Origin of the sequence: Streptomyces sp. MS191 (assembly GCF_008042125.1) — a bacterium.
In the GTDB taxonomy this organism is placed as follows: Bacteria; Actinomycetota; Actinomycetes; order Streptomycetales; family Streptomycetaceae; genus Streptomyces.
On the sequence record NZ_RDBI01000040.1, the window covers coordinates 1,635,602 to 1,660,991 of the forward strand.

The following is a 25,390-nucleotide window of genomic DNA, read 5'->3' on the forward strand; positions in this document are numbered from 1 at the left end:
GGGTACCGGCTGGAGTCCGGCCCCGGCGGCGTAACCCTCACCGCCCACCGGCCCGCCGGCCTGTTCCGCGGCGTCCAGACGCTGCGCCAGCAACTGCCCGCCGCCGTGGAGCAGGGCACCGAGAAGACGCGGAAACGTTCTGAGCTGTCGCACGGGCGTGGTCCCTTTCGACGGGCTGGCGACTGCGGGCTTTACGTATCCGAACAGTCACCATGCGTACCGCGCACCCCAGCAGCGGTCAAGGTGTAGACCAATTAGGCCGTCCAGACCCGTGATCGCGCTCACGCTTGCCCGAAATCGGGCAGAATTCTTGCGAACAGGGTGAGACACCCCGCAGTATTCACGGGTGCTCGATCGCCGCCCGTCGCATGACGACCTCATCGACCACCTGGTGCGCAGCACCGCGCTCCAGCGCGGTGAGGCCGCCCGGGTGGTGCTCGACGTGCTGGCGTACTTCGACGAGTCGACCGAGGACTACGTCCGCCGCCGCCACCGCGAACTGCAGTCCGGCGGAGCGGTGAACGCCGAGATCTTCGAACGCATCGCGACCGAACTGCCGCATCGCGCGGTGGCGCCACCGGAACTCTCGCTCCGGCAGCTGCGTCGCATCGTCTACGGCTGAGCGGGCCGGTTCGTCCACGCCCGGGCACACACCCAAAACCTGGAGGGGTTCAGACTTTATGTGCGGAATCGTCGGTTACATCGGAAAGCGTGACGTGGCCCCGCTGCTGCTGGAGGGCCTGCAGCGACTGGAGTACCGGGGGTACGACTCCGCGGGCATCGTGATCACCAGCCCGAAGGCCGCCGGCCTGAAGATGGTGAAGGCCAAGGGCCGGGTCCGCGACCTGGAGGCCCGTGTCCCCAAGCGCTTCACCGGCACCACCGGCATCGCCCACACCCGCTGGGCCACCCACGGCGCCCCCAGCGACGTGAACTCGCACCCGCACCTGGACCCCGAGAACAAGGTCGCCGTCGTCCACAACGGCATCGTGGACAACGCCGCCGAGCTGCGCGCCAAGCTGGAGGCCGACGGCGTCGTCTTCGCCTCCGAGACGGACACCGAGGTCATCACCCACCTGATCGCGCGCTCCCAGGCCACCACGCTGGAGGAGAAGGTCCGCGAGGCGCTCAAGGTCATCGAGGGCACGTACGGCATCGCCGTCATGCACGCCGAGTTCAACGACCGCATCGTGGTGGCCCGCAACGGCTCCCCGGTCGTCCTCGGCATCGGCGAGAAGGAGATGTTCGTCGCCTCCGACGTCGCCGCCCTGATCGCCCACACCCGCCAGGTCGTCACCCTCGACGACGGCGAGATGGCCACCCTCAAGGCCGACGACTTCCGCACGTACACCACCTCCGGCGCGTCCACCACCGCCACCCCCGAGACCGTGGAGTGGGAGGCCGCCTCCTACGACATGGGCGGCCACGACACGTACATGCACAAGGAGATCTCCGAGCAGCCCGACGCGGTCGACCGCGTGCTGCGCGGCCGGATCGACGACCGCTTCTCCACCGTCCACCTGGGCGGCCTCAACCTCGACGCGCGCGAGGCCCGCGGCATCCGCCGGATCAAGATCCTCGGCTGCGGCACCTCGTACCACGCCGGCCTCATCGGCGCCGGTCTGATCGAGTCCATGGCCCGCATCCCCGCCGACGCCGAGCCGGCCTCGGAGTTCCGCTACCGCAACCCGGTCGTGGACCCCGACACCCTGTACATCGCCGTCTCCCAGTCGGGCGAGACCTACGACGTGCTGGCCGCCGTCCAGGAGCTCAAGCGCAAGGGCGCCCGCGTCCTCGGCGTGGTGAACGTCGTCGGTTCGGCGATCGCCCGCGAGGCCGACGGCGGCATGTACGTGCACGCCGGGCCCGAGGTGTGCGTCGTCTCCACCAAGTGCTTCACCAACACCGTCGTCGCCTTCGCGCTGCTCGCCCTGCACCTGGGCCGCATCCGCGACCTGTCGGTGACCGACGGCAAGCGGATCATCGAGGGCCTGCGCCGGCTGCCCGCGCAGATCAGCGAGATCCTGGAGTCCGAGGACGAGATCAAGAAGCTCGCCCAGGAGTACGCGGGCGCCCAGTCGATGATGTTCATCGGGCGCGTGCGCGGCTACCCGGTCGCGCTGGAGGCCTCCCTGAAGCTCAAGGAGATCTCCTACATCCACGCCGAGGCGTACCCGGCCTCCGAGCTGAAGCACGGCCCGCTCGCGCTGATCGAGCCGGCCCTGCCGACGGTCGCGATCGTCCCGGACGACGACCTGCTGGAGAAGAACCGCGCGGCCCTGGAGGAGATCAAGGCCCGCAGCGGCCGCATCCTCGCCGTCGCGCACCAGCCGCAGGAGAAGGCCGACCACACCATCGTCGTCCCGAAGAACGAGGACGAGCTGGACCCGATCCTCATGGGCATCCCGCTCCAGCTCCTCGCGTACCACACGGCGCTCGCCATGGGCCGCGACATCGACAAGCCGCGCAACCTGGCCAAGTCCGTCACGGTCGAGTAGCGGTCTCCGGGCCTGTCCCCCGGAGTCTCGGCCACGGTCGGGCGTACGGCCTGTCCCCGGACGCCCGACCGGACACGAAGCGGTCCCCGCGCACGCCACCCGTGCGCGGGGACCGCTTCTTTCGCGGGTCCGGTCCGCCCGCGGGCCACCCGAGCCGACCCCGAGGCCGGATGGACCGCCCGGCGGCGCCGGACCCTTCGGAGCCGCGTCAGCCGGTGGCCGTCACTCCCCGGCCCGCGGCACGCCGTCCCACCGAGGTCGGCCAGTTGGCGACCGCGGCCGTCGCGCCGTACCAGGCGGCGAGACCGGCGACCGCGGCGACCCAGCCCCCGGCCTTGGCGAGCCCGCTGGTGTCCATGAGCGCGCCGATGCCGAGCAGCAGCAGCGCGACGCACAGCAGCCCGTACACGCCCTGCCCGAGCAGTCCGCTGCCGGACGCGGCCACGGTCAGGGTGAGCGCGAGGAGCGCCCACAGCAGCAGGAAGAGCCCGGCCGCTTCCGACGAGCCGGCGTCGCCGCCCACTCCGGTGCCCCACGTGAACCAGAAGGCGCCGAGCGCCGAATAGGCCGTCCCCTCACCGCCGTTGCCCGCCCGCAGGGCGAGCAGACCGACGAGGAACAGCGCCACCCCGCCGACCCAGGTGGCGAGGCCCGCGGCATCCGATGCCGCGACGTTGTCGATCACGCCCGTGCTGCCGATGCCGAAGGCCAGCAGGGTCAGTCCGAGGGCGAGATGGCCGAGCGTGGAGGTGGTGTTTCCCGCGGCGACTTCGTTGTCCACGGCGGGCTCCCTTCAGGTGCGCAGTTGTGCTGCTTGGGCTGCTTTGTTCCGGTGAGCCTTATCTACCCTTCACAAGCGCACAATTCACCTGAGGATGGCCAGATTTATGGCCGAACAAAGGGAGTTGACAGATCGTCGGCCGCTGACGGGCCGAAGCAGGGCCCGGAGACGTCCCTCAGGGGATGACGACCACGGGCCGCTGGGCGCGCTTCGCGAGCCGGCCGGCCACCGAGCCGAAGATCCGCCCGACGATGCCGTGCGTGGAGCCGACCACGATCGCGTCGGCCGAGTACTCCCGGCCGACCTCCTCCAGCTCGTGGCAGATGTCGCCGCCCCGCTCGACGAGGATCCAGGGGACCTCGGCGAGGTAGTCGGCGCAGGCGAGCTCCAGACCGAGCACCTCGGTGCGGTGGTCGGGCACGTCGACGAAGACCGGGGGCTCGCAGCCGGCCCAGACGGTGGTCGGCAGCCGGTTGGCCACGTGCACGATGATCAGGCCGGACCCGGAGCGCCGGGCCATGCCGATGGCGTACGCGAGGGCTCTCTCACTGGAGGTGGAGCCGTCGAAGCCGACGACCACCCCGTGCCGGAAGGCGGGATCACAGGGGTGGCGTGGCTGTTCCACCGCGAGGGGGTCGACCGTGGAATCGGCGACGCGCTTGCGGTCCGCGGGTTCGGGGATTTCGTGACCGGCCATCGGTGTCTCGGCGAAGAAGGTCCTCGTGGGAAGGAACGGGAAAGTACGACGTGCGGAACAACGGTTGGCGGCGGAGCTGTGTCCGGGAATCATCTTCCCAACCCCATACCCCCAAGGGTACGGCGACACTCTCCTCCTGCCCAGGGGTGGCCGCGCCACACCCGGCCGTCACACGGCGTTCCAGGGAGCATGCACGAGCCCGTCCCGATATGGCAATGCCGGATGTGTCCTACAGGTGTCCCCGCACGGGGCCGAACGGACGCCGCCCGCAGTGACCGGAACCTTCCGTTCCTCGTTGCCAACAGGTCCAGCCACCGGCCAGCCGGTCCAGCCACCGCAGCAGGGAGCCCGCCCGTGCCCGCACCTTCGGTCACCGTCCCCCAGTCCGCCGCCCGGCCCGCCCCCTCGGGCCGACGCGGGAACCGCCGCCGGACGGCACCGGCACCCGGGGGGCCGGCCGGGCCCGCGGACCCGGCGCGCCCGTCCGGACCGGCGGGACGGACGGGCGGCACCGGCGGCGGGGGCGGCGCGACCGCGGATCCGGCCGGGGAGGTCGTCAGGTGGGCGGCCTTCTGCTGCGTCCTCGTCCCCGTGGTCCTCGTCGTCTACGGCACCTCGCTGGGCGGGGCCGCCGGCGCCGCCCTGGGCCTCGCCGCGGTGACGGCGGTCTGCCGGCTGCTGCTGCGGCGCTCCGAGCGGGGGCTGCGCGCCGAGTCGGCCGCCCCGGGCGGCCGGCGCTCCGGCGGCGGCCGGGGGCCGCGACGGAACCGTCGGCCGAGCGACCGGCAAGACTGACGTCCTCCCCCTGGAGCTGACAAGCTCGTACAGACGCACCCGTATGTTTTCAGCCAACTTCCCGGCCCCGGGGAGTCCTTGGCGGAATGTCCCCCCAACCCCGGCACCACCAGGCACGAAAGCCGTGCGGCAGGCGCGCACGCCCCATGGGGACGGGCCAGTCGCAGGCCACCCGCCTCCCCGTACCGCGCGCGAGTGGAACGCTTCGTGATCGAATGCTTCGCGCCAAGTTGCCATGTCGACAATGTGCCGGTTGGAGAACTTGTCACTCCGGCGGCGCCGGACACAGTAGATTCGATCATGGGTATCGAAGACTGGGGTCTCGTGCAAAACCGAGGGGAAACGTGCAGGAGCGACAGGACCAGGGAGACGCGAACACCGAGGGGGGCTTAGCGTCATGAGCCAGGACTCCACCGCACCGGAGGCCGCACGGAAACTGTCCGGGCGGCGCCGTCGCGAAGTCGTCGCGGTGCTGCTGTTCAGTGGCGGCCCCATCTTCGAGAGCTCCATCCCGCTCTCCGTGTTCGGCATCGACCGGCAGGACGCCGGCGTGCCCCGCTACCGGCTGCTCGTCTGCGCCGGCGAAGAGGGTCCGCTGCGCACCACCGGCGGGCTGGAACTCACCGCGCCGTACGGCCTGGACGCGATCAGCCGGGCCGGCACCGTCGTCGTACCGGCCTGGCGGTCGATCACCTCGCCGCCACCGCCGGAGGCGCTGGACGCGCTGCGAAGGGCACACGAGGAGGGCGCCAGGATCGTCGGGCTGTGCACCGGGGCGTTCGTCCTGGCCGCCGCCGGACTCCTGGACGGCCGGCCCGCGACCACGCACTGGATGTACGCGCCGACGCTGGCCAAGCGCTACCCGTCGGTCCACGTGGACCCGCGGGAGCTCTTCGTCGACGACGGGGACGTGCTGACGTCGGCCGGCACCGCGGCCGGAATCGACCTCTGTCTGCACATCGTGCGGACCGACCACGGCACGGAGGCCGCGGGCGCCCTGGCGCGCCGGCTGGTCGTCCCGCCGCGGCGCAGCGGCGGTCAGGAGCGCTACCTCGACAGGTCTTTACCCGAGGAGATCGGCGCCGACCCGCTCGCGGAGGTCGTCGCCTGGGCGCTGGAGCACCTGCACGAGCAGTTCGACGTGGAGACGCTCGCCGCCCGCGCGTACATGTCACGGCGGACCTTCGACCGCCGGTTCCGCTCCCTGACGGGCTCGGCCCCGCTCCAGTGGCTGATCACCCAGCGGGTGCTCCAGGCGCAGCGGCTGCTGGAGACCTCCGACTACTCGGTGGACGAGGTCGCGGGCCGGTGCGGCTTCCGCTCCCCGGTGGCGCTCCGCGGCCACTTCCGCAGGCAGCTCGGCTCCTCGCCGGCCGCCTACCGCGCCGCCTACCGGGCCCGGCGCCCGCAGGGCGACACGGTGACCGCGGTCCTGGACCCGGTCGTGCCCGCCCAGGTGGCGCCGGGAATGCGGCGCGGCCCGGAGCCGGGCAAGCCGCAGTCGGACCTGTACGCCTCCGGCCGGCCGGCCCTGCCGGGTCAGCGCACCTCGTAGGGCGCGCGCCACGAGCGGCGCGTCCCGCGACGGGCGCCCGGGGGACACCACCCCGGGCGCCCGTCGGCGTCCGGGGCGACCCGCGCCGGGATCCGGGCCGGTCGGCCGCCGGTGCGGGGCCGGGTCGGCGGGTGTCCCGCGGCGCGAGCAGGGTCCGATCCGCAGGCCACCCCCTAAGGTAGGACGCATGAACGATCGCATGGTGTGGATCGACTGCGAGATGACCGGGCTCTCGCTGACGGACGACGCACTCATCGAGGTGGCCGCACTGGTCACCGACTCGGAACTGAACGTGCTCGGCGAAGGCGTGGACATCGTGATCCGCCCGCCGGACGCCGCCCTGGAGACCATGCCGGAGATCGTGCGGCAGATGCACACGAACTCGGGCCTGCTCGACGCGCTCGCCGAGGGCACCACCCTCGCCGACGCCGAGGCCCAGGTCCTGGCCTACGTACGCGAGCACGTGAAGGAGCCCCGCAAGGCTCCCCTGTGCGGAAACTCGGTCGGCACCGACCGCGGCTTCCTCGCGCGCGACATGTCCGCACTGGAGGAGTACCTCCACTACCGGATCGTCGATGTCTCCTCGGTCAAGGAGCTGGCCCGCCGCTGGTACCCGAGGGCGTACTTCAACAGTCCGGAGAAGAACGGCAACCACCGCGCGCTCGCCGACATCCGCGAGTCCATCGCCGAGCTGCGCTACTACCGCGAGGCGATCTTCGTCCCGCAGCCCGGCCCCGACTCCGACACGGCGAAGCAGATCGCGGCACGCCACGTCCTGCCCGCGGAATGAGCCGCCGCTCGCGCTCGTCGTAATGCGGGCGCGAGCACCCGTCGGGACCCTGTAGACTTCTTCTCGGCCGGTCGGGGAAACCTTCGGGAAAACCGCCGGTCATGGTGGGTATAGCTCAGCTGGTAGAGCACCTGGTTGTGGTCCAGGATGTCGCGGGTTCGAGTCCCGTTACTCACCCTGAAGACAGAGGCCCCGGTTCGCGAGAACCGGGGCCTCTGCCGTTTCCGGGTCCCTTCGGGTGAGGCACGCGCGCCCCCGTCGCGGGCGGCGGCCCGGCGCCTAACGTGGCGTCGGTCACCAGGCCGCGCACGAGGAGGCCGCCCTGCGCAGGACCCTCATCACCGCCGCCCTGTCCGTCGTGCTGTGCGCGGCACTGCTCGCCGGCTGTGCCGAGGACCCGGACGAGGCCGCCGGCCGGACCGTCCTGACCGTCGGGGTCTTCGGCGCCTTCGGCTTCCAGGAGGCCGGCCTCTACGACGCGTACACCCGGGAGCATCCCGAAGTCGTCATCCGGCAGACCTCGATCGAGCGCAACGCCAACTACTACCCGCAGCTCCTCACCCACCTCGGTTCCGGATCCGGCCTCGCGGACGTCCAGGCCGTCGAGGTCGACAACATCGCCGAGATCACCACCACGCAGGGGGACCGGCTCGAGGACCTCGGCACCGCGCCCGGCGTGGACCGCGGCGCGTTCCTGCCCTGGAAGTGGGCCCAGGGCACCGCTCCGGACGGCCGGACCCTCGGCCTCGGCACGGACATCGGCCCCCAGGCCGTCTGCTACCGCAAGGACCACTTCGCCCGGGCCGGACTGCCCACCGAACGCACCGCCGTCGGCCGGCTGTGGGCCGGGGACTGGCGGAAGTACCTGGAGACGGGCCGCCGGTTCCGGGCGAGCGCGCCCCCCGGCGTCGCCTTCGTGGACTCGGCGTCCGGCGTGATGACCGCCATCACCGGCGGCAGCACCATCCGGTTCTACGACGAGCGGGGCGAGGTCGTCTACGACACCAGCCCGGCCGTGCGCCAGGCCTGGGACATCGCCGCCGCCTTCGCCACCGAGGGCCTGACCGCCCGGCTCCAGCAGTTCACCCCGGCCTGGGACCAGGCGTTCGCCAACGGCGCCTTCGCCACCGTCTCCTGCCCGGCCTGGATGCTCGGCTACATCCGGGACAAGGCGGGGCCGGCGGGCCGCGGGCGATGGGACGTGGCCCAGGCGCCCCGGCCGGGCAACTGGGGCGGCTCCTTCCTCGTCGTACCGTCGGCGGGCCGGCATCCGGCCGAGGCGGCCCGGCTCGCCGCCTGGCTGACCGCCCCCGCGCAGCAGGCGACGCTCTTCCGGCGCCGCGGCAACTTCCCCAGCGCCTCCGCCGCGTACCCGCTGCCGGCCGTCGCAGAGGCGCGGCTCCCGTACTTCGGCGACGCCCCGATCGGCGCGATCTTCTCCCGGGCCGCCCGGGGCGTCCCGGTGACCGTCCTCGGCCCGAAGGACGCCGTCATCGCGCAGAACCTGGCGGACGTCGGCATGCTCCAGGTCGACCAGCGCGGGAAGTCCCCGCGGGCCGCGTGGGACACGGCGGTGAGGACGATCGACAACGCCCTGGACCGGTGACCCGGATGGCAGCGGACGGGACCGGCGCCCCCACCCGGAAGAGCCCCGGGCGGACCGCCCCCGCGGCCCGGCGGGGCCGCCCCGGCCACCGGGACGGCGGCTGGAGCCCGTACGCCTTCGTGGCCCCCTTCTTCCTGTTCTTCGCGGCCTTCGGGCTCTTCCCGCTGCTCTACACCGGCTGGGCCTCACTGCACCGGGTGGAGTTGACGGCGCCGACCGAGATGGAGTGGGTGGGGCTGCGGAACTACTCCCGGCTGCTGAGGGACGAGTTCTTCTGGAACGCGCTGAAGAACACCGTCCTCCTCGGTGTCATGTCGACCGTCCCGCAGCTGCTGCTCGCGCTCGGGATCGCCGAGCTCCTCGACCGGCGGCTGCGCGGCCGGACCTTCTTCCGGGTCGCGGCCCTCACCCCGTACGCGACGTCGGTGGCCGCCGCGACCCTGGTGTTCGTGCTCCTCTTCGGACGGGACTACGGAATGGTCAACTGGGCCCTGGGACTGGCCGGGGTGCCGCCCGTCGACTGGCAGAACGGCACCTGGTCGTCCCGGTGCGCGGTGTCGGCGATCGTGGTGTGGCGCTGGACGGGCTTCAACGCGCTGATCTACCTGGCGGCCATGCAGGCGATCCCGCGGGAGCTGTACGAGGCGGCGGCGCTGGACGGGGCCTCGCGCCTGCGCCGGTTCGTCCACGTCACGCTGCCCGGGCTGCGGCCGACGCTCCTGTTCACGGTCGTGGTGTCGACGATCGGGGCGACCCAGCTCTTCGGCGAGCCGCTGCTGTTCAGCGGCGGGGCGGGGGCGACCGGCGGGGCCGACCACCAGTTCCAGACGCTGGGGCTGTACCTGTACGAGCAGGGCTGGGTGAACCTGCATCTCGGACGGGCCTCGGCGATCGCCTGGGCCATGCTCCTGATCCTGCTGCTGGTCGGGGCCGTGGCGGGTGCGGTGCGCCGGTACGGCCCCTGGCGCGGGGACGCCTCGTGACGGCCCGGCGGGCCGGACCGGTCACGTACGCCCTCCTCGCGCTCGTCACGATCGGGTCCCTCTTCCCGCTCGTGTGGACGGCGGTCGCCGCCTCGACGGACACCACCCGGCTGGCACGGACCCCGCCGCCCTTCCGTTTCGGCGGGAACCTGGGGCACAACCTGTCGATCGCCTGGACCGACGCCGCCCTGGGCACGGCGCTGCTGAACACGACGATCGTGGCGGGAACGGTGACGGCGGGGACGGTGCTGTTCTCCACCCTGGCCGGCTTCGCCTTCGCCAAGCTGCGGTTCAGGTTCCGCACCGGGCTGCTGCTGCTCGTGATCGGCACGATGGCGGTGCCGCCCCAACTGGGCGCCGTACCGCTGTACATGCTGATCGCCGAGCTGTCGTGGACGGACCGGCTCCAGGCGGTGGTCCTGCCCGCGCTGGCCTCCGCCTTCGGCGTCTTCTTCATGCGCCAGCACCTGGTCGTGGCCCTTCCCTCGGAGCTGGTGGAGGCGGCCCGGATGGACGGGGCGGGGGCGCTGCGGACGGTCTGGCACGTGGTGTTCCCGGCGGCCCGGCCGGCGATGGCCGTGCTCGGGATGCTGACCTTCGTGGCGGCGTGGAACGACTTCTTCTGGCCGGTCATCGCCCTGACGCAGAGCGGCAGTCCGACGGTGCAGGTGGCCCTGGCCGGTCTCGGGCGGGGCTACATCCCGGACCAGGCGGTGATCATGGCGGGCGCCCTGCTGGGGACGCTGCCGCTGCTGGTCGTGTTCGTCCTCTTCGGGCGGCAGATCGTCGGCGGGATCATGCGCGGCGCGGTGAAGGGCTGAGGGTCCGGGAGGGGGAGGAGCTCGGTGGGGCGGCCGCTCGGGGTCGGGGTGGCGCCGCCCGCGGAGCAGGCGGTCTTGTTGATCAGGCAGTGGGTCGGGTCGCCGGCCTGGCCGCTCGCCGAGGTCACGAAGCCGACGGTGACGGACTGGCCGGGAGCGAGCTCCTTGTTCCAGCTCGCGGGCCGGACCGTGACGTGCTGCCCGGAGACGGTGTGGTCACCGTTCCACAGCGAGCCGATCCTCGTCCCGGCGGGCAGGTCGAACTCCAGGGTCCAGTCCTTCTGCACCGCGGAGGTCTCGTTGGTGACGACGTACTGGCCGGTGTAGCCGCCCTCCCAGGAACTGGTCTTGGTGTAGGCGGCGCCGACGGACGCCGCCTGGGCGGTGCCGGTGAGCGCGAAGACCGCGCCGCCGATCACCGCGGCGGCGACGACGGCTCCGACGGCCTTGGTCCTGCCGGTCGTCCTGCGCCGGTGCGAGCTGGTGCCCATCGCGTGCCTGCCTCTGTGTGCGGGGGTGGGGTGCGGCAGCACGCTAGCGAGCCGGAGACGGACAAATCCGCCCGGAGGCGGGGTGGTTGGGGATCCTTAGGCTCCGCTTAAGGGAGGCATCGGGGAGACGAAAGGTTCGGGCCCGCGGCGGGGGTCACGGCTCAGGAGTCGGCGGCCCGCCGGCTGCCCGTGCCGCCCCGTCTGCGGCGGGCCGTGCGGTGGCCGCGCCGGCCGCCGTCGTCACCGGATCCGCGTCCGTCGAGCCCGATCCAGATCCGGACCTCGGTGCCGCCGAGCACCGAGTGCCCGATCCGGACGTCGCCGCCGGTGGACTCGGCCATCCGGCGCACGATGTCCAGGCCGAGGCCGGTGGAGCCGGCCCGGTGGCCGTTGTTGCCGCGGGTCAGCGCGGCGGCCGGGTCGGCGATGCCGGAGCCGGCGTCGGAGACGAGCACGATGACCGCGTCGTCGCCGTTGTGCACGTCGACGGAGAAGGCGGTGCCCTCGGGGGTGTGGCGGAAGACGTTGCCGAGCAGCGCGTCGAGCGCGGCGACCAGTTCGGGGCGGGCGACGGGGATGCGGACCGGGCGGTCGACGCCCGCGACCCGCACCTTGCGGCCCTCGTCCTCGGCGAGCGCGGACCAGAAGTCCATCCGCTCCCGGACGACCTCGGAGGCGTCGCAGCCGGCACCCGGACCGGTGGCCTGGGTCTGGGGCTTGGCCTCGCGCGCGGTGCGGATGATGGTGTCGACCTCGCGCTCCAGCTGCTCGACGGCGTGACGGGTCTGCTCGGCGGCCGGACCGGAGCCGAGCGAGGCCGCGTTGAGCCGGAGCACGGTGAGCGGGGTCCGCAGCCGGTGGGAGAGGTCGGCGGCCAGCTCCCGCTCGTTGGCGAGGAGCTGGACGACCTGGTCGGCCATGGAGTTGAAGGCGATCGCGGCGGACTTGAGCTCGGGCGGCCCCTCCTCGGGGACCCGGGCGCCGAGCCGGCCCTCGCCCAGGTCGTGGGCGGCGCCCGCGAGGCGCTGGGCGGGCTGGACCATCCGGACGCCGAGCCGGTCGGCGACCGCGACGGATCCGACGATCAGGGCGATGCCGACACCGGCCAGCACCAGCCAGGCGGTGGCGACGCCGTTGCTGACCTCACCCTCGGGGACGAAGAGTTCGACGATCGCGACCTGCCCGGAGCCGAGCGCGGTCGGCTGGAGCAGCACGGAGCCGCCCGGCACCTCGGTGATGGTGGCGCGACCCAGTTCGCGGGTGATGCGCAGATCGTCCTCGGCGGCGCGCCGGGTGCCGATCTCCAGGGCCTTGCCGCCCGGTTCGTCGGCGGCGGGGACGTGGACGGCCATCCGCCCGGCGGCGCCGTCCTCGGTGGTGGCGACGGCCCGGTCCAGCTCCTCGCGTTCGGTGGTGATCGCGAGAACGGGCGCGAGGCCGGCGGCCCGCCGCTCGGCGTTGGAGAAGGCACGGTCGCGGGCCATCTCCTTGACGACGAGGCCGAGGGGGACGGCGAAGGCGACGACGACCATGGCGGTGACGGCGAGCGACACCTTGACGAGGGCCCATCTCACGGCGCGTTCTCCCGCGGCGGCTCCAGCTTCACGCCCACCCCGCGCAGGGTGTGCAGATAGCGCGGCCGGGCCGCCGTCTCACCCAGTTTCCGCCGCAGCCAGGACAGATGCACGTCGATGGTCTGGTCGTCCCCGTACGACTGCTGCCACACCTCGGCGAGCAGTTCCTTGCGCGGCACGACGACGCCCGGCCGCCCGGCGAGGAAGGCCAGCAGGTCGAACTCCCGCCGGGTCAGGTCCAGGGTGGTCCCGTCGAGTTCGGCCTGACGCCGCAGCGGATCGATGGAGAGACCGCCGACCTGGATCACCCGCGACGGCGGTGCCTCGCCCGCGGCCGCCCGCGAGCGGCGCAGCACGGCGGCCATGCGGGCGGAGAGGTGCTCCACGGAGAAGGGCTTGACGAGGTAGTCGTCGGCCCCGTCGTTGAGGAGCCGGACGATCTCCGTCTCGTCGTCCCGCGCGGTCGCGATGATCACGGGGACGTCGGTGATGCCGCGCAGCATCTTCAGCGCCTCGGACCCGTCCAGGTCCGGGAGTCCGAGGTCCAGGATGACCACGTCGAAACGGAAATGGGCGACCTCGCGCAACGCCTCCAGGGCCGTGCCGACGCTCCGTACGGTGTGGGAGGCCTCGGTCAGATGCCGGATGAGGGCGGAGCGCACGAACTGGTCGTCCTCGACCACGAGCACACTTGCCATGGGCCGCACCGTACGCCATACGGGGGAAGCCGAGGGAAGGTCCACCCTCCGGGACGCCGGCGCACGCCGTGGTGCACTATGGCCCGGATGCGAAGAGGACTTGTTCACGCCATGGCGTGGTCGCTCGCCACGGGCGCGGCGGTCACCCTCTCGTGGTGGGGTGTGCACACGGTGCTGGCGGGCACGGTCTACGACCCGCCGCGCGCGCTGCCCATCCCCGTCGGCCACTCCGACGATCCGGACGCCGGGGGCAGCCGGCCGCCGGCCTCCGCGACCGCATCGTCCGGGAGTCCCACGGCCTCGCCGGGCGGGAGCGGCACCCCGTCGTCCTCGCCCTCCGCGACCCCCTCGCGCCGGCCGAGCGCACCCGCGGCGTCGAACGGCCCGGGTCCGGACGGCGGCGGCAGCGGCGCGGGCAACGTGAAGAGCTACGCCGTCGACGGCGGCCGGGTCGTCTTCGACATCGGCGCGACCTCGGCGGAACTGGTGTCGGCGACCCCGGCGTCGGGCTGGCAGATGCAGGTCTGGAAGCAGCCGACCTGGATCCGGGTGACGTTCACCCGGGACGGCCGCGAACTCTCCGTCTTCTGCGTCTGGCACGACACCGCGCCGCGCGTCGAGATCGACGATCGCTGACCCTCTCGGGCCCCGCGCGCGTCGGCGGGCCCCGCGCCCCGTCAGCGGAAGACGGACGCCGGCGGCACGGGCGAGGGCTTGGCGCTCGCGTCGGTCACCGGCGCCGCTCCCCCGGTGAAGTCGGCGAGCGCACGGCCGTGTTCGACCCGTCCGGCGTGCGGGTCGGTCGCCACGCGGCGGGTCAGCTCCGCGACCGGCAGCTCCCGGTCGGAGGCGAGCAGGACGGCGTTCCCGAAGCGGCGGCCCCGCAGCACGGTCGGGTCGGCGACCAGGGCAAGTTCGGGGAAGACGGTGGCGGCGGTGGCGATCTGGCCGCGCAGGTGGGTCAGCGGCGGCCCGTCGGCCAGGTTGGCCGCGTAGAAGCCGCCCGGCCGGAGCACCCGGCGGACCTCGGTGAGGAACTCCGTGCTGGTCAGGTGCGCGGGAGTGCGGGCTCCGCTGAACACGTCGGCGATGATCAGGTCCGCCCAGCCGTCCTGCACCTTGGCGAGCCCGGCGCGCGCGTCGGTGGAGCGGACGCGGATCCGGGCGCCGGTGTCGAGGGGGAGTTCCCGGCGTACGAGCTGGACCAGGGAGCCGTCGAGTTCCACGATCTGCTGGGTGGAGCGGGGCCGGGTGGCCGCCACGTACCGGGCGAGGGTGAAGGCTCCGCCGCCGAGGTGCACGGCCTGGACCGGCCGGTTCGGCGGAGCGGCGAGGTCGGCGATGTGACCGAGCCGGCGCTGGTACTCGAAGGAGAGGTGGGCCGGGTCGTCGAGGTCGACGTGCGACTGCGGGGCACCGTCGATCAGCAGCGTCCAGCCGCGGGGCCGCTCCCGGTCGGGTATGAGCTCCGCGAGTCCGCCGTCGACGGTCTCGACGACGGCGACGGCGCCCGCCGCCCGTTCACGCTGCTTGTTTCTGGCCACGAGCCCCATTATCGGCCCGTGCGCCGGTACGCCGCCCGACGAGCCCGCGGCGGGACCGGGGACGGCCCCGGGAGCCGCGGCGGGACTCCCTCAGCGGCAGCCGTCCGCCGCTTCGATCAGGCGGGCCGCCTGGCCGAGGGCCTCGCGCAGCACCTGCGGGTCGGTGACCTGGCCTGCGTCCTCGGGGGGCAGCAGCCAGCCCGCGGGCCGCGGGGCGCCACCCGCCGCCGGATCGGGCAGCTCGGGCAGCTCGGGGATGCGCAGACCTCGCCCGGAGGTCTGCGTACAGGCGCTGCCGGGCATGTCCCAGCCCGCGGCCGTACCGGGCGGCACCAGGAAGCCGAGGGTGTCGCAGGCTCCGTCGTGCAGGACGGGGCCGACCACCGGGGCACCGCCGCGGCGCAGGATGTCGACGGCCTCCAGGCCCTGCCGGGCCGGCACGGTCACCAGGTCGCAGGGCTGGCCGTGCGAAGCGCTCGCGTCCTGGGTGGGCGCGTGGCGCGCGGTCGACTGCGATCCGATCTCCAACAAGGGGACCCCTCCTCGCTCCTGAGGAGACACGTTCCGTCTCTCCGTATGGTTCAACGCCCGGGGGCGTCAACAGCTACGGCGGCACGCCGCCGCAAAGGATGGCAGTTCATGGCAGATCGCGAGCGAGATATCCGATTTGTAGCCAAACTCTGCGTGTGCGGCCGGTCACAGCAGGTACGTTCTTGCCCCGCCGGAACACCGGCAGCACAGGAGAGGGCTCGGCCATGGCGTTGTCACGGGCAGTTCCCAATCTCGCCTTCCGCCGGCTCCGCGGACAGCACTCGCCGGCGGAGTTCGCCGCGGCGGTCCGCCGGGCCGCGCGGGAGATCGGCGAGCAGGTCGCCTGCGACGCCCGCTACATCGGGCGCGTGGAGGCGGGCGAGATCCGCTGTCCGAACTACGCGTACGAGCGGGTGTTCCTGCACATGTTCCCCGGCCTGAGCCTGGCGGACCTGGGCTTCTCGGCACGGGAGGCGGTACGCGGACGGCGCCCGGCCACGGCGCCGACGGCGCCCGCCATCACGACCCGGAACGATGAGGAGAGCGACGTGCTGCGTCGCGCATTCATGACGAGCGGTACCGCCACGGTGGCGGTCGCCTCGCTGGGACTCGGCGGACCGGCCGTCGCGATCCCGGCCCCCCGCGGAGCGCACCGGATCGGCGAGGCCGAGGTGAAGGCCGTCGAGGACGCCGTACGGCAGATCCGCGTGCTCGACGACCGGCACGGCGCCGACGGGCTCTACAAGGCGGCCGCCCAGCCGCTGCGGGCGGCCTACGCCCTGCTCGACAAGGGCACCGCGGCCCGCCGCTCGACCGAGGACCGGCTGCACGCGGGCGCCGGTGAGCTCTCCCTGTCGGTCGGCTGGCTGGCCCACGACTCGGGACGCTTCGACGACGCCCGCTCGCACTACGCCGAGGCGCTCGCCACCGCGCGCGTGGCCGGCGACCCGGCCCTGGAGGCGCACGCCTTCTGCAACACGTCGTTCCTGGCCAGGGACGCGGGACGATACCGGGAGGCGGTCCGGGCGGCCCAGGCGGGTCTGCGGGCCGCCCGGCCCCTGTCCTCGGCGCGGCTGCTGTCGCTGCTCTCCCTGCGGGAGGCGGGGGCCTGGGCGGGTCTCGGCGACCGGACCGCCTGCGAGCAGGCGCTGGGCCGGGCGCACGCGCACTTCGCGAAGGGCTCGTCCCCCGGCGATCCGGAGTGGATGTCCTTCTTCGGCGAACCCGAGCTGGAGGCGCTGGAGGCGCAGTGCTGGTCGGCGCTCGGCGACCGGGGCCGCGCGGCCCGCCACGCCCATCGCGCGACGGTCCTGCAGAACCCGCATTTCGCGCGCAACCTCGCCCTCTACCGGGCCCAGCTCGCGGGGGACCTGGCCCACGCGGGACGGCACGACGAGGCGGCGGCGGAGGCGCGGCGGGTGGTGGACGCGCTGGGCGACGTCCAGTCCTCGCGCATCCGGGCGATGCTGGCGGACACCCGGCGGGTGCTGGCGGGCCACGGGGCGCGGACGCCCTGACCCGGCGGTACGGCGACGGAGCCGGAGCCGGCCCGGACCCGGCGGCCCGAACCGGCCGGAGCCGACCGGGTGCCGCACGGGCGGCCACCGGCCCGGGCGGCCGGCTCGCCTACTCCATGTGGCCCGTGTCGTTCCAGCGTTCGATCGCCGGCTCGCCGTACGCCCAGCCGAGCACCGACAGGCTCGTCGGGTCGAGGCGGATCCGCGAGCCGAAGGAGACGGGCTCACCGAGCCAGCGCGCCCCGATGGAGCGCAGGATGTGGCCGTGGGCGAAGACCAGTACGTCCCGGTCGGCCGACCGCGCCCAGTCCACGACCTCGTCCGCCCGGGCCGTGACCTGCTCCAGGCTCTCGCCCTCCGGCACCGCGTCGCGCCAGAGCAGCCAGCCCGCCTGACGCTCCTGGATCTCGTCCGGGGTGAGGCCCTCGTAGGCCCCGTAGTCCCACTCCATCAGGGTGTCCCAGTCCCGGGCCCGCTCGCCGAATCCCGCGAGGTCGCAGGTCTCCCGCGCGCGCAGCAGCGGGCTGGTGCGGATCTCCAGGTCCGGCAGGCCGTTCCACGGCGCCCGGTGCAGGCGCTCCCCCAGGAGCTTCGCGCCGCGTCGCCCCTCGTCGAGCAGCGGGATGTCGGTCCTGCCGGTGTGGCGGCCACTCAGCGACCATTCGGTCTGGCCGTGCCGGGCGAGCAGGATGCGCGGTGCCATGAAGGCTCTCCTGGGGGTCACGTAGCAGGTGCCCCTCCATCATCCCGCACGTGAACCGACGGCGACGTCCGGGCAACCTCGCGCCTCCGCACGGCGTCCCCTAGGCCGAGCCGAGGGGGAACACACGTATGACCGAGAGAGCCGCGCGCCGGCCGCGCTGGTGGGCCGAGTTGTCGCTGATCGCCGTGGTGTACGCCGCGTACTCGGGCGGCCGGCTGCTCGCCCGCGGGGACGAGGGCGGTGCCGTCGAGCACGGTCTGGCGATCCTGCGGCTGGAGCAGGCCCTCCACCTGAACGCCGAGCATCCGCTCAACCGCCTCTTCACGAGCACCCCGGCCCTCGGGATACCCGCCGACTTCGCGTACGCCTCGCTGCACTACCTCGTCACCCCGGCCGTCCTGGTCTGGCTCTTCCGCCGCCGCCCCGGGCGCTACCGGGCCGCCCGGACCTGGCTGATGCTGTCCACCCTCCTCGGCCTGGTCGGCTTCACGCTCCTGCCGACCTGCCCGCCGCGACTGCTCGACGCGGGCCACGGATTCGTCGACACCATGGCGCAGTTCAGCGCGTACGGCTGGTGGGGCGCCGAGGCCAGCGCCCCGCGCGGAATGGGCGGGATGACGAACCAGTACGCGGCGATGCCGAGCCTGCACGTCGGCTGGGCGCTGTGGTGCGGGGTGATGCTGTGGCGCCACGGGCGCACGCCGCTGTTCCGGGCCCTCGGCGTCGCCTACCCGCTGCTGACCGTGATCGTGGTGATGGGCACGGCGAACCACTACTTCCTCGACGCGGCCGCGGGGGCGGCCGTGATGGGCCTCGGACTCCTGCTCACGGCACCCGCGCTGCGGCTCGCGGACCGGGTCCGCGCCACCCTCCCGGGCGGCGAGGCACCCGTCCGATCCCCGATTGTCGGTGGCGGATGCGAGACTTCCGCGGGTGAGCGCATCCCTGGGCAGCGGAGCTCCACCGACTCCGCAGACGACACGACCGCATGGGGTCTCCCCAGCTCCGGCGACGCCGCGAGTGTGGGGAAAGCTCGCTGAGCTGCGCGGGCCGGCGACGGCGCCGCACCCGCTGGACGCGCGGGCGCTGGCGGCGCTGGCCGCCAACCCCGGCTGCAAGCGGCGGGCGCTGCTCGACGGCGCCGGGGTCGACAAGGCCGCGCTCGCGTCGAAGCTCGGCTCGCCCGCGGCCTTCGGCCAGTCGCAGTTCGCCTTCATGCGGGGGAACGCCTTCGAGGCGAAGGTCAAGGCCGACGGCGGGCGGGAGCTGCTGCGCCTGCTCGGGATCGACGAGCCCGGGGCGGTCGAGGTACCGGACCTGGCGGCGGCCGGACCCGAGGGGCGGGCGGCCCGTACGGCGCTGGCGCTGCGCGAGGCGACCGCTGCCGGGGGCTGGGCCCTGCTCGACCATCCGATGCTGGCCCTGGAGGTGGCCGGCTCCGCCGCCTACCTGGAGCCGGACGCGGTCGTGGTGCACCCCGACGGCCGGTGGACGGTCGTGGAGATCAAGTCGTTCCCGATGATCGACGGCTCGGCGGACGCCTCGAAGGTGGGGGCGGCGGCCCGTCAGGCGGCGGTGTACGTGCTGGCGCTGGAGCGGGTGGCGGCGCTGACGGAGGGCGCCGAGGTGGCCCACTCGGTGCTGCTCGTCTGCCCCAAGGACTTCTCCAACCTGCCGGCCGCCTCGGTCGTGGACGTGCGCAAGCAGCTGTCGGTCACCCGGCGCCAGCTGGCCCGGCTGACCCGCATCGAGGAGATCGCGGCGACGGTGCCGGAGGGCGTCACCTTCGACGTGGAGGGCTGCTCGACCGAGCAGCTGACGGCCGCGGTGGAGTCGGTCCCGCACGCGTACGCGCCGGAGTGCCTGTCCGCGTGCGAGCTGGCCTTCCACTGTCGCGAGCGGGCCCGGCTCGCGGGCGCGGTGGAGGCGCTCGGCCGGTCGGCGCGCAGCGAACTGGGGGGCCTGACCACGATCGGCGAGGTCCTGGCGGCGGCCCGCGGCGAGGCGGGCGACGCGGACGACCCGACCGTCGACGCCCTGCGCCGCGCCCAGGCGCTGCGCGGCGAGGCACTGGCGGCGGCCGGCGCGTCCCGGATCCCGGGACAGGACCTGGGAGGGCGGGAATGTCGCTGATCTCCACCCTCGCCCGGCTGGAGGCCGTCGAGTCGGGGCGGGCGCAGCCGCTCGCCACCGTCCGGCACCGGCACGTCGGGGAGCGGCCCCTGGTCCTCGTCCCGCTGACCACCGCCGGCGAGGCGGGCGCACCGCTCGGGGCGCTGGTCGGCACCGACCGCGCGGAGCCCCGGCTCCTCGTCGTGGCCCAACCGCGCGACCGCGACCTGCGGTTCGCGTTCCTCGCCGACCTGGCCGAGGAGGTCCTTCCGTACATCGACGGGTTCACCGAAGGCGTCGAGGCCGCCGAGCGCAACGAGACCGACCCGGAGACCGGCAAGAAGGTCAAGGTCGAGGTGGAACTCTGCTCGGACGCGCCCCAGTTGGTCGTGCCGAGCCGCGCGGGCGTCGAGTACGTCCGGCTGCTCGGCCGGTCCATGCGCTTCCGGCGCACCGCGGAGCAGGACCCGGAGACGCCCTTCCCCGCGCCACCGCGGGTGCCGCTGCTGGGCCGCTGGCTGACGCACTTCGGCGAGCGGGCCCGGGTGCCCGGCTCGTCCCTGCTGCTGTCCGCGACGGACCTGCTCAACCGGCACTGGGCGACCGGCCAGTCGTCCCTGGAGGACCAGCACCTGGGCGCCCTGCTGGCGTGGATCGACACGGACGGGTCCGCGTCGGGCGCCGAGGCGGCGCTGCGCGCGGAACTCGGCCGGGACCGGGACGGACAGCTGGTGTGCCCGCCGGCGGGGCCGGCGACCGACCCGACCTTCGACAACCGGCTGCTGGCACCCGCGATCGAGCGCTTCGACCGGGCCCGGCAGGCCCTCGGCGCGGCCGAGGACGGCGAGACGGCGGACGGGCTTCTCGGCGAACTGCACGGCGCGGAGCGGGAGATCCGCCGGCTGATCGCCTCGCAGCTGACGCCGACGTGGAACGCGGTGTGGCGCGCCCTCGACCTGCTGAGGGAGCTGCCGGAGGGCGCCCGGGTGGCCGACCGCTGGACCCGCGACCGCTGGTCCTTCACCGGGCACCGCGACCGGGTGACGGCCGGCGAGCCGCCCCAGCCGCGCCGGGACGACGCGGTGACGGCGGCGCAGAAGCTGGCGGCGCGCGAGCAGGCCCAGGGGCAGCTGGAGGCCCAGGAGGCCCTCGACGATCCGCTGGTGCTCGCCGGGCGGCGGCTGTCGGGTGAGGCGTTCGTGGCCGAGGTGGTGGAGGTGACGATGGCCTGGTCCGAGTCGAAGCGGCCGTCGCCCCGCCCCCTGCTGACGGTCCGCACGGACGACCGGCCGCACCTCGGCGCACCGGGCGCGTCCCCGGCCGAGGGCGGCGCGAAGGTGAAGGTCTACCGCTCGCTGGAAGGCAAGCCGCAGACGGCGGAGTTCGTCCGGTACGAGGCCGACGGCTCGCTGGTCCTGCGGATCACCGACCGGATGGGGCGGTCCAGGGAACCCGCGGAGGGCTCGGTGCCGCAGAAGGGCGAGCGGCTCGCCTGGACGCTGTTCGAGCACGAGCAGCGGGTGGGGGCGAAGCTGCCGGACCCGGAGGAGACGCCCTGGACGCACGGCGGGCCGCCCCGGTCCGATGCCGCCGAAGCGCCCGACACCGTCACCACGGAGGACCTGCTGTGAGCCCCGCCCTCTTCGACCCGTCGGCCGCGGCGACCCGGGCGACCGCGGACATCCTGGCCGACACGCTGCACGGGGACGCCCGCGGTGTGGTCGTGGACTCCCCGCCGGGCGCCGGCAAGTCGACGCTGGTCGTGCGCGCCGCGCTGGAACTGGCCGCGGCCGGACGTCCGTTGATGGTCGTCGCGCAGACGAACGCGCAGGTGGACGACCTGGTGCTGCGACTGGCGGAGAAGGAGCCGGAGCTACCGGTGGGCCGCCTGCACTCCAACGACAGCGACCCCTACGACAAGGCGCTCGACGCTCTGGACAACGTCCGCAAGTCGGCGAAGGCGGGCGATCTCGCGGGGCTGGACGTGGTCATCTCGACGGCCGCCAAGTGGGCCCACGTGAAGAACGTCGAGCCGTGGGCGCACGCGATCGTGGACGAGGCGTACCAGATGCGTTCGGACGCGCTGCTCGCGGTGGCGGGCCTGTTCGAGCGGGCGCTGTTCGTGGGCGACCCCGGCCAGCTCGACCCGTTCTCGGTGGTCGGCGCCGAGCAGTGGGCGGGGCTCTCGTACGACCCGTCGGCCAGCGCGGTCTCCACGCTGCTCGCGCACAACCCGGAGCTGCCCCAGCACCGGCTGCCCGTCTCGTGGCGGCTGCCGGCGTCTGCGGCGCCGCTGGTGTCCGACGCCTTCTACCCGTACACGCCGTTCCGCAGCGGCACGGACCACGGGGACCGGCGGCTCTCCTTCGGCGTGCCGTCGGACGGCTCGGGCCCGGACCGGGTCCTCGACGAGGCGGCCGCCTCGGGGTGGGGGCTGCTGGAGCTGCCGGCCCGGCACACGCCGCGCACGGACCCGGAGGCGGTGCGGGCGGTCGCGCTGGTGGTGCGCCGTCTGCTCGACCGGGGCGGCGCCGCCGTCTCGGAGCGGGGCCCCGACCCCGTACCGCTCACCGCGGACCGGATCGCGGTCGGCACCGCCCACCGCGACCAGGCGGCGGCGGTGCGGGCGGCGCTCGGGGAACTGGGCGTCACGGGCGTGACCGTGGACACGGCGAACCGTCTCCAGGGCCGCGAGTACGACGTGACGGTCGTCCTGCACCCGCTCTCGGGCCGCCCCGACGCCACGGCGTTCCATCTGGAGACGGGCCGGCTCTGCGTCCTGGCCTCCCGCCACCGGCACGCCTGCATCGTGGTGTGCCGCGAGGGCGTGGCCGACCTCCTCGACGAGCATCCCTCGACGGAGCCGGTGCAGCTGGGCGTGACGGTGAAGTTCCCGGACGGCTGGGAGGCGAACCACGCGGTGCTCTCCCACCTGTCCGAACACCGCGTCGCCTGGACCCCCTGACCCGCCCGCCCGTGCCGGGGCGTCCGGCCCCCGGCCGCTTCAGGGGGTCGCGGCGGCCGGGCGGGGGGCGGCTGCCGCCGCGAGGGAGAGGAGCGTGTCGACCGGCCACTGGTCGTCGGCGTGCTCGCCGTACTTCGCGGCGGCGACGCGGCCGTCGCCGGTGATCAGGAAGTCGGCGGGGAGACCGAGCCGTCCCCCGTTCGGCCGAGCGACCGGCGGCTTCTGCCGGCCGCGCAGCAGCGCCACGACGCCGAGGGCCACGGAACGGGCCACCGGCCACCAGACCCGCGGGTCGAGCAGCGACCGCGGCGAGGACTCCACACCGAACGCGGCGTACAGGCGCCGGCCGGGATCGGCGACGACCGCGAAGGGAAGGTCGTCGAGGTGCGGCCGCAACTCCTCCTCCGGCGAGTGGAAGACCACCACCTCGCGGATCCCGGCGGCCTCGATCTCCTCGTGCCGCCGGACCACCGAGCGCAGGTGCAGGTGGCAGACGGGGCAGCCCGCGAAACGCCGGAACTGGAGGTGGATCAGCCGTCCCGGGTCGGGGACGGTCAGCCGGGGCCCGAGGACGGGATCGAGCACGTGGACGGGGGCGGCGGAGCCGGGCGCGAGCAGCTTGCCGGGCAGGTTCATGGGACACCTCTCACGTAGGAGTACGGCGTACACCAACAGCGTAGGCGTATGCCGTACGCTGTCAAGCCATGCCGCGCCCCCGCTCGCTCACCCAGGCCCAGCTGGCCACCGCCGCCCTCGCCGTCATCGACCGCGACGGGCTCGCCGGCCTCTCCATGCGCGCCGTCGCCAAGGAGCTCGGGACGAGCACGATGGCGCTCTACCGGTACGTGGCGGACCGCGACGAGCTGGAGGGGCTCGTCGTCGAGCTGGTCCTGGGGGCCGTGGACACCAGCCCGCCCGCGCCGGACGCGCCGTGGCGGGACCGGGTCACCGTGCTGGTGCGGCGGCTGCGCGACACGGTCGGCGCCCACCCCGGCATCGTCCTGCTGACCGTCACCCACCGGCACCGCTCGCCCGGCGTCCTGCGCTGGTCGGAGGCGGTGCTCGCGCTCCTCGCGGAGGCCGGGCTCACGGGCGAGCGGCGGGTCGTGGCCCTGCGCGGACTCCTCGCGTACGTCATCGGCGCGATCCAGCTCGAGCACCTGGGGGCGCTGTCCGGCGCGGGGACGGCCGCCATGACGGCACTGCCGCCCGGGGAGTTCCCCCACATGACCGACACGGCCCGGCACGCCCGGCAGGTGGACACGGAACGGGAGTTCTTCGGCGGCCTCGCGGCCTTCCTCCGCGGACTCGACGCCTGAGCGGAGGGCCGCGGATCGGGCGGGCCACCCCCGAGGCCCTCTTGCGCGCAGGCGCCACAATGGAAGAGCGGCCCGGGTGTCCGGGCCGTGTGCGTGCGAGGAGGAGACGAACGATGGCGGAATCCGCGGAGCGCAACGACCAGCGGAGGCTGAGGCCCGCACCGCTGATCTTCGAGCCTGCCGAGGCGACCGCCGACCCGGAGCACTTCTTCGACCTGGAGTCGATGGAGGACCCGAGGGAGCTGCTGTCCCGGGCGACCGAGCTGACCCTGGCCTTCCGCGCGGCGACGGACCGGGCCGTGGAGTTCCAGGCGATCGCGGCGGCGCAGCTCGCCGACCCGCGCCGGTTCGACCGGCTGACGGCCGCCGACGTCGCCGCCCGGGCCGAGTGGACCGAGGACTACGCCCGGAAGATGATCGAGTTCGGCCGGGACCTGATCCGGGCGGGCGGGCGGCCCGCCGAGGACTGAGCCGGACACCGGGCCGGCGCATCCTCCGGCTCGGCCCCTCAGTCCACCAGGCCCGTCCACCGGGCCCGCCCGGCACGTCCGTTCGGCCGTGCCCACCCGCCCGCCACCACCCCGGCCGCACCGCCGGGGGCGCGCGCCCGCGCGGGCACATGGCGCAGGGGCGCTCGCCGCGGACTAGGGCGTCCGGCGCACGCCCGCGGCGATGACAGCGGGCATATGCCGGGGCGAAAGATACTCCCTTCACCCCCGCCCTGTCCGGGATTCCTCAACCCTCGGGAACGGAGCGGTCACTCCCGGTACACCTGGATGCATGACCGCATGGCTGCGAGACGAATTCCCCCTGAGCCCGTCCCCGTACGGCACGGACGAGCGCCGCACCGACCGGTCCGACGTCTTCGGATTCCTGCGGGACCGGGACGAGGGACGGCACCACACCGCCCGCGTCACGTCCTGCGGGGCCGGCTGGCTCGCCTCCGCCGCGGCGTACCCGCGCTCGGCGCTCGCCCAGTGGGAGGCCCGGCCCACCGCCCCCGCGGTGCTGCCCTGCGGCACGGTCTTCGACGTCGTGAACGTGGACACGGTCTTCGGGCGCCGGATGCTCGAACGCCTCTGGTCGGAGGGCCCCGGCTCCGGTCCCGTCGCCGTCCACCGCGGCCGGATGCTCCTCTTCGCCGCCCCGGGAACCGCCCAGCGACTGCCGTCCCTGCTCGACTGGGAGGAGTGGGGCGAGGCCGTCCCACGCCCTCTGTGCCACGGCGTCGGGGACGCCTCGGCAGGCTCGAAGATCAGCGGTGCGGGCCTCAGCCTCCGCTGGTCGTTGCGCTCCGCGGATTCCGCCATCGTTCGTCTCCTCCTCGCACGCACACGGCCCGGACACCCGGGCCGCTCTTCCATTGTGGCGCCTGCGCGCAAGAGGGCCTCGGGGGTGGCCCGCCCGATC

Annotated in this window: 25 protein-coding genes, 1 tRNA gene and 2 pseudogenes; 19 read left to right on the top strand and 9 right to left on the bottom strand. The window is 73.9% G+C overall.

Going from position 1 to position 25,390, the window contains the following annotated elements; genetic code table 11:
* From EAO71_RS14425 to glmS, 3 genes and pseudogenes are all read left to right on the top strand, one after another.
* Positions 1-120 (top strand): annotated as a pseudogene (locus EAO71_RS14425) (glycoside hydrolase family 20 zincin-like fold domain-containing protein); the annotation flags it as partial.
* A 226-nt stretch (positions 121-346) separates the two neighbouring features.
* The gene (locus EAO71_RS14430; RefSeq protein WP_147978105.1) at positions 347-622 is read left to right on the top strand and encodes a hypothetical protein; all 276 of its coding nucleotides are present in this window, start codon (positions 347-349) and stop codon (positions 620-622) included.
* A 58-nt stretch (positions 623-680) separates the two neighbouring features.
* Positions 681-2,498 carry a glutamine--fructose-6-phosphate transaminase (isomerizing) gene (glmS, locus tag EAO71_RS14435; RefSeq protein WP_147978106.1) on the top strand — a complete coding sequence of 606 codons (1,818 nt, stop codon included), beginning with the start codon at positions 681-683 and terminating at the stop codon, positions 2,496-2,498.
* 208 nt (positions 2,499-2,706) lie between these two features.
* On the opposite strand, the gene EAO71_RS14440 is transcribed toward glmS, so the two are convergent.
* Both EAO71_RS14440 and EAO71_RS14445 read right to left on the bottom strand, forming a co-directional pair.
* Complete coding sequence (locus EAO71_RS14440; protein WP_147978107.1) at positions 2,707-3,279, bottom strand: GPR1/FUN34/YaaH family transporter; 573 nt, start codon at positions 3,277-3,279, stop codon at positions 2,707-2,709.
* A 175-nt stretch (positions 3,280-3,454) separates the two neighbouring features.
* Entirely contained in the window at positions 3,455-3,976 is a 522-nt protein-coding gene (locus tag EAO71_RS14445) for a universal stress protein (protein WP_147978108.1), read from the bottom strand.
* A 354-nt stretch (positions 3,977-4,330) separates the two neighbouring features.
* Between EAO71_RS14445 and EAO71_RS38795 the strand changes: the two genes are divergently transcribed.
* The 7 genes from EAO71_RS38795 to EAO71_RS14480 all read left to right on the top strand — a co-directional run bounded on the left by EAO71_RS38795 (position 4,331) and on the right by EAO71_RS14480 (position 10,526).
* Positions 4,331-4,771, top strand: coding sequence for a hypothetical protein (locus tag EAO71_RS38795; RefSeq protein WP_261992131.1), 441 nt, complete (start codon positions 4,331-4,333; stop codon positions 4,769-4,771).
* Between the two features lie 397 nt (positions 4,772-5,168).
* On the top strand, positions 5,169-6,326 hold the full coding sequence (locus tag EAO71_RS14455) for a helix-turn-helix domain-containing protein (RefSeq protein ID WP_147978109.1): 1,158 nt from the start codon (positions 5,169-5,171) through the stop codon (positions 6,324-6,326).
* A gap of 187 nt (positions 6,327-6,513) precedes the next feature.
* On the top strand, positions 6,514-7,116 hold the full coding sequence (gene orn / locus EAO71_RS14460) for an oligoribonuclease (RefSeq protein WP_147978110.1): 603 nt from the start codon (positions 6,514-6,516) through the stop codon (positions 7,114-7,116).
* Between the two features lie 104 nt (positions 7,117-7,220).
* Positions 7,221-7,293, top strand: a tRNA-His gene (locus tag EAO71_RS14465).
* 145 nt (positions 7,294-7,438) lie between these two features.
* On the top strand, positions 7,439-8,722 hold the full coding sequence (locus EAO71_RS14470; RefSeq protein WP_147978111.1) for an ABC transporter substrate-binding protein: 1,284 nt from the start codon (positions 7,439-7,441) through the stop codon (positions 8,720-8,722).
* A 5-nt stretch (positions 8,723-8,727) separates the two neighbouring features.
* Entirely contained in the window at positions 8,728-9,705 is a 978-nt protein-coding gene (locus EAO71_RS14475; RefSeq protein ID WP_147978112.1) for a carbohydrate ABC transporter permease, read from the top strand.
* Positions 9,702-10,526 (top strand): carbohydrate ABC transporter permease, encoded by an 825-nt coding sequence (locus EAO71_RS14480; RefSeq protein ID WP_187282673.1) that lies wholly within the window; start codon positions 9,702-9,704, stop codon positions 10,524-10,526. Before EAO71_RS14475 ends, EAO71_RS14480 begins: the two co-directional genes overlap by 4 nt.
* On the opposite strand, the pseudogene EAO71_RS14485 reads toward EAO71_RS14480, so the two are convergent.
* From EAO71_RS14485 to EAO71_RS14495, 3 genes and pseudogenes are all read right to left on the bottom strand, one after another.
* Positions 10,448-11,017, bottom strand: a pseudogene (locus EAO71_RS14485) (cellulose binding domain-containing protein); the annotation flags it as partial. The gene EAO71_RS14480 and the pseudogene EAO71_RS14485 overlap by 79 nt on opposite strands.
* A gap of 161 nt (positions 11,018-11,178) precedes the next feature.
* Positions 11,179-12,591 carry a HAMP domain-containing sensor histidine kinase gene (locus tag EAO71_RS14490; protein ID WP_147978113.1) on the bottom strand — a complete coding sequence of 471 codons (1,413 nt, stop codon included), beginning with the start codon at positions 12,589-12,591 and terminating at the stop codon, positions 11,179-11,181.
* Positions 12,588-13,289 carry a response regulator transcription factor gene (locus EAO71_RS14495; RefSeq protein WP_147978114.1) on the bottom strand — a complete coding sequence of 234 codons (702 nt, stop codon included), beginning with the start codon at positions 13,287-13,289 and terminating at the stop codon, positions 12,588-12,590. The genes EAO71_RS14490 and EAO71_RS14495 overlap by 4 nt, the downstream gene beginning before the upstream one ends.
* Before the next feature lie 78 nt (positions 13,290-13,367).
* Between EAO71_RS14495 and EAO71_RS14500 the strand changes: the two genes are divergently transcribed.
* On the top strand, positions 13,368-13,925 hold the full coding sequence (locus tag EAO71_RS14500; protein WP_147978115.1) for a hypothetical protein: 558 nt from the start codon (positions 13,368-13,370) through the stop codon (positions 13,923-13,925).
* A 41-nt stretch (positions 13,926-13,966) separates the two neighbouring features.
* Here the strand turns inward: EAO71_RS14500 and EAO71_RS14505 are convergent, their stop codons facing one another.
* Positions 13,967-14,842, bottom strand: coding sequence for a spermidine synthase (locus tag EAO71_RS14505; RefSeq protein ID WP_147978116.1), 876 nt, complete (start codon positions 14,840-14,842; stop codon positions 13,967-13,969).
* Between the two features lie 81 nt (positions 14,843-14,923).
* The gene (locus EAO71_RS14510) at positions 14,924-15,364 is read right to left on the bottom strand and encodes a hypothetical protein (protein WP_147978117.1); all 441 of its coding nucleotides are present in this window, start codon (positions 15,362-15,364) and stop codon (positions 14,924-14,926) included.
* A gap of 224 nt (positions 15,365-15,588) precedes the next feature.
* Between EAO71_RS14510 and EAO71_RS14515 the strand changes: the two genes are divergently transcribed.
* Positions 15,589-16,881: a tetratricopeptide repeat protein gene (locus EAO71_RS14515; protein ID WP_147978118.1), complete on the top strand. Its 1,293-nt coding sequence runs from the start codon at positions 15,589-15,591 to the stop codon at positions 16,879-16,881.
* A gap of 109 nt (positions 16,882-16,990) precedes the next feature.
* Here EAO71_RS14515 and EAO71_RS14520 read toward each other — a convergent pair whose 3' ends face one another.
* The gene (locus EAO71_RS14520) at positions 16,991-17,584 is read right to left on the bottom strand and encodes a histidine phosphatase family protein (RefSeq protein ID WP_147978119.1); all 594 of its coding nucleotides are present in this window, start codon (positions 17,582-17,584) and stop codon (positions 16,991-16,993) included.
* A 128-nt stretch (positions 17,585-17,712) separates the two neighbouring features.
* On the opposite strand from EAO71_RS14520, the gene EAO71_RS14525 reads away from it, so the two are divergent.
* The 4 genes from EAO71_RS14525 to EAO71_RS14540 are packed head-to-tail and all read left to right on the top strand — an operon-like array spanning position 17,713 to position 22,661.
* Complete coding sequence (locus EAO71_RS14525; RefSeq protein ID WP_147978120.1) at positions 17,713-18,624, top strand: phosphatase PAP2 family protein; 912 nt, start codon at positions 17,713-17,715, stop codon at positions 18,622-18,624.
* Positions 18,518-19,717, top strand: a complete 1,200-nt coding sequence (locus EAO71_RS14530) for a hypothetical protein (RefSeq protein WP_147978121.1) — start codon at positions 18,518-18,520, stop codon at positions 19,715-19,717. Before EAO71_RS14525 ends, EAO71_RS14530 begins: the two co-directional genes overlap by 107 nt.
* Positions 19,708-21,327: a hypothetical protein gene (locus tag EAO71_RS14535; protein WP_147978122.1), complete on the top strand. Its 1,620-nt coding sequence runs from the start codon at positions 19,708-19,710 to the stop codon at positions 21,325-21,327. The genes EAO71_RS14530 and EAO71_RS14535 overlap by 10 nt, the downstream gene beginning before the upstream one ends.
* The gene (locus tag EAO71_RS14540) at positions 21,324-22,661 is read left to right on the top strand and encodes an AAA domain-containing protein (protein WP_147978123.1); all 1,338 of its coding nucleotides are present in this window, start codon (positions 21,324-21,326) and stop codon (positions 22,659-22,661) included. Before EAO71_RS14535 ends, EAO71_RS14540 begins: the two co-directional genes overlap by 4 nt.
* A 39-nt stretch (positions 22,662-22,700) precedes the next feature.
* Here the strand turns inward: EAO71_RS14540 and EAO71_RS14545 are convergent, their stop codons facing one another.
* The gene (locus EAO71_RS14545) at positions 22,701-23,297 is read right to left on the bottom strand and encodes a peroxiredoxin-like family protein (RefSeq protein ID WP_147978124.1); all 597 of its coding nucleotides are present in this window, start codon (positions 23,295-23,297) and stop codon (positions 22,701-22,703) included.
* Positions 23,298-23,365: 68 nt separating this feature from the next.
* Here EAO71_RS14545 and EAO71_RS14550 point away from each other — a divergent pair, with 68 nt between their 5' ends.
* The 3 genes from EAO71_RS14550 to EAO71_RS14560 form a co-directional block, all read left to right on the top strand.
* Entirely contained in the window at positions 23,366-23,980 is a 615-nt protein-coding gene (locus tag EAO71_RS14550) for a TetR/AcrR family transcriptional regulator C-terminal domain-containing protein (RefSeq protein ID WP_147978125.1), read from the top strand.
* Positions 23,981-24,093: 113 nt separating this feature from the next.
* Entirely contained in the window at positions 24,094-24,450 is a 357-nt protein-coding gene (locus tag EAO71_RS14555; RefSeq protein ID WP_147978126.1) for a hypothetical protein, read from the top strand.
* Positions 24,451-24,760: 310 nt separating this feature from the next.
* Positions 24,761-25,390: bifunctional DNA primase/polymerase (locus EAO71_RS14560; protein ID WP_147979296.1), on the top strand; the 630-nt coding region annotated here is incomplete at its 3' end.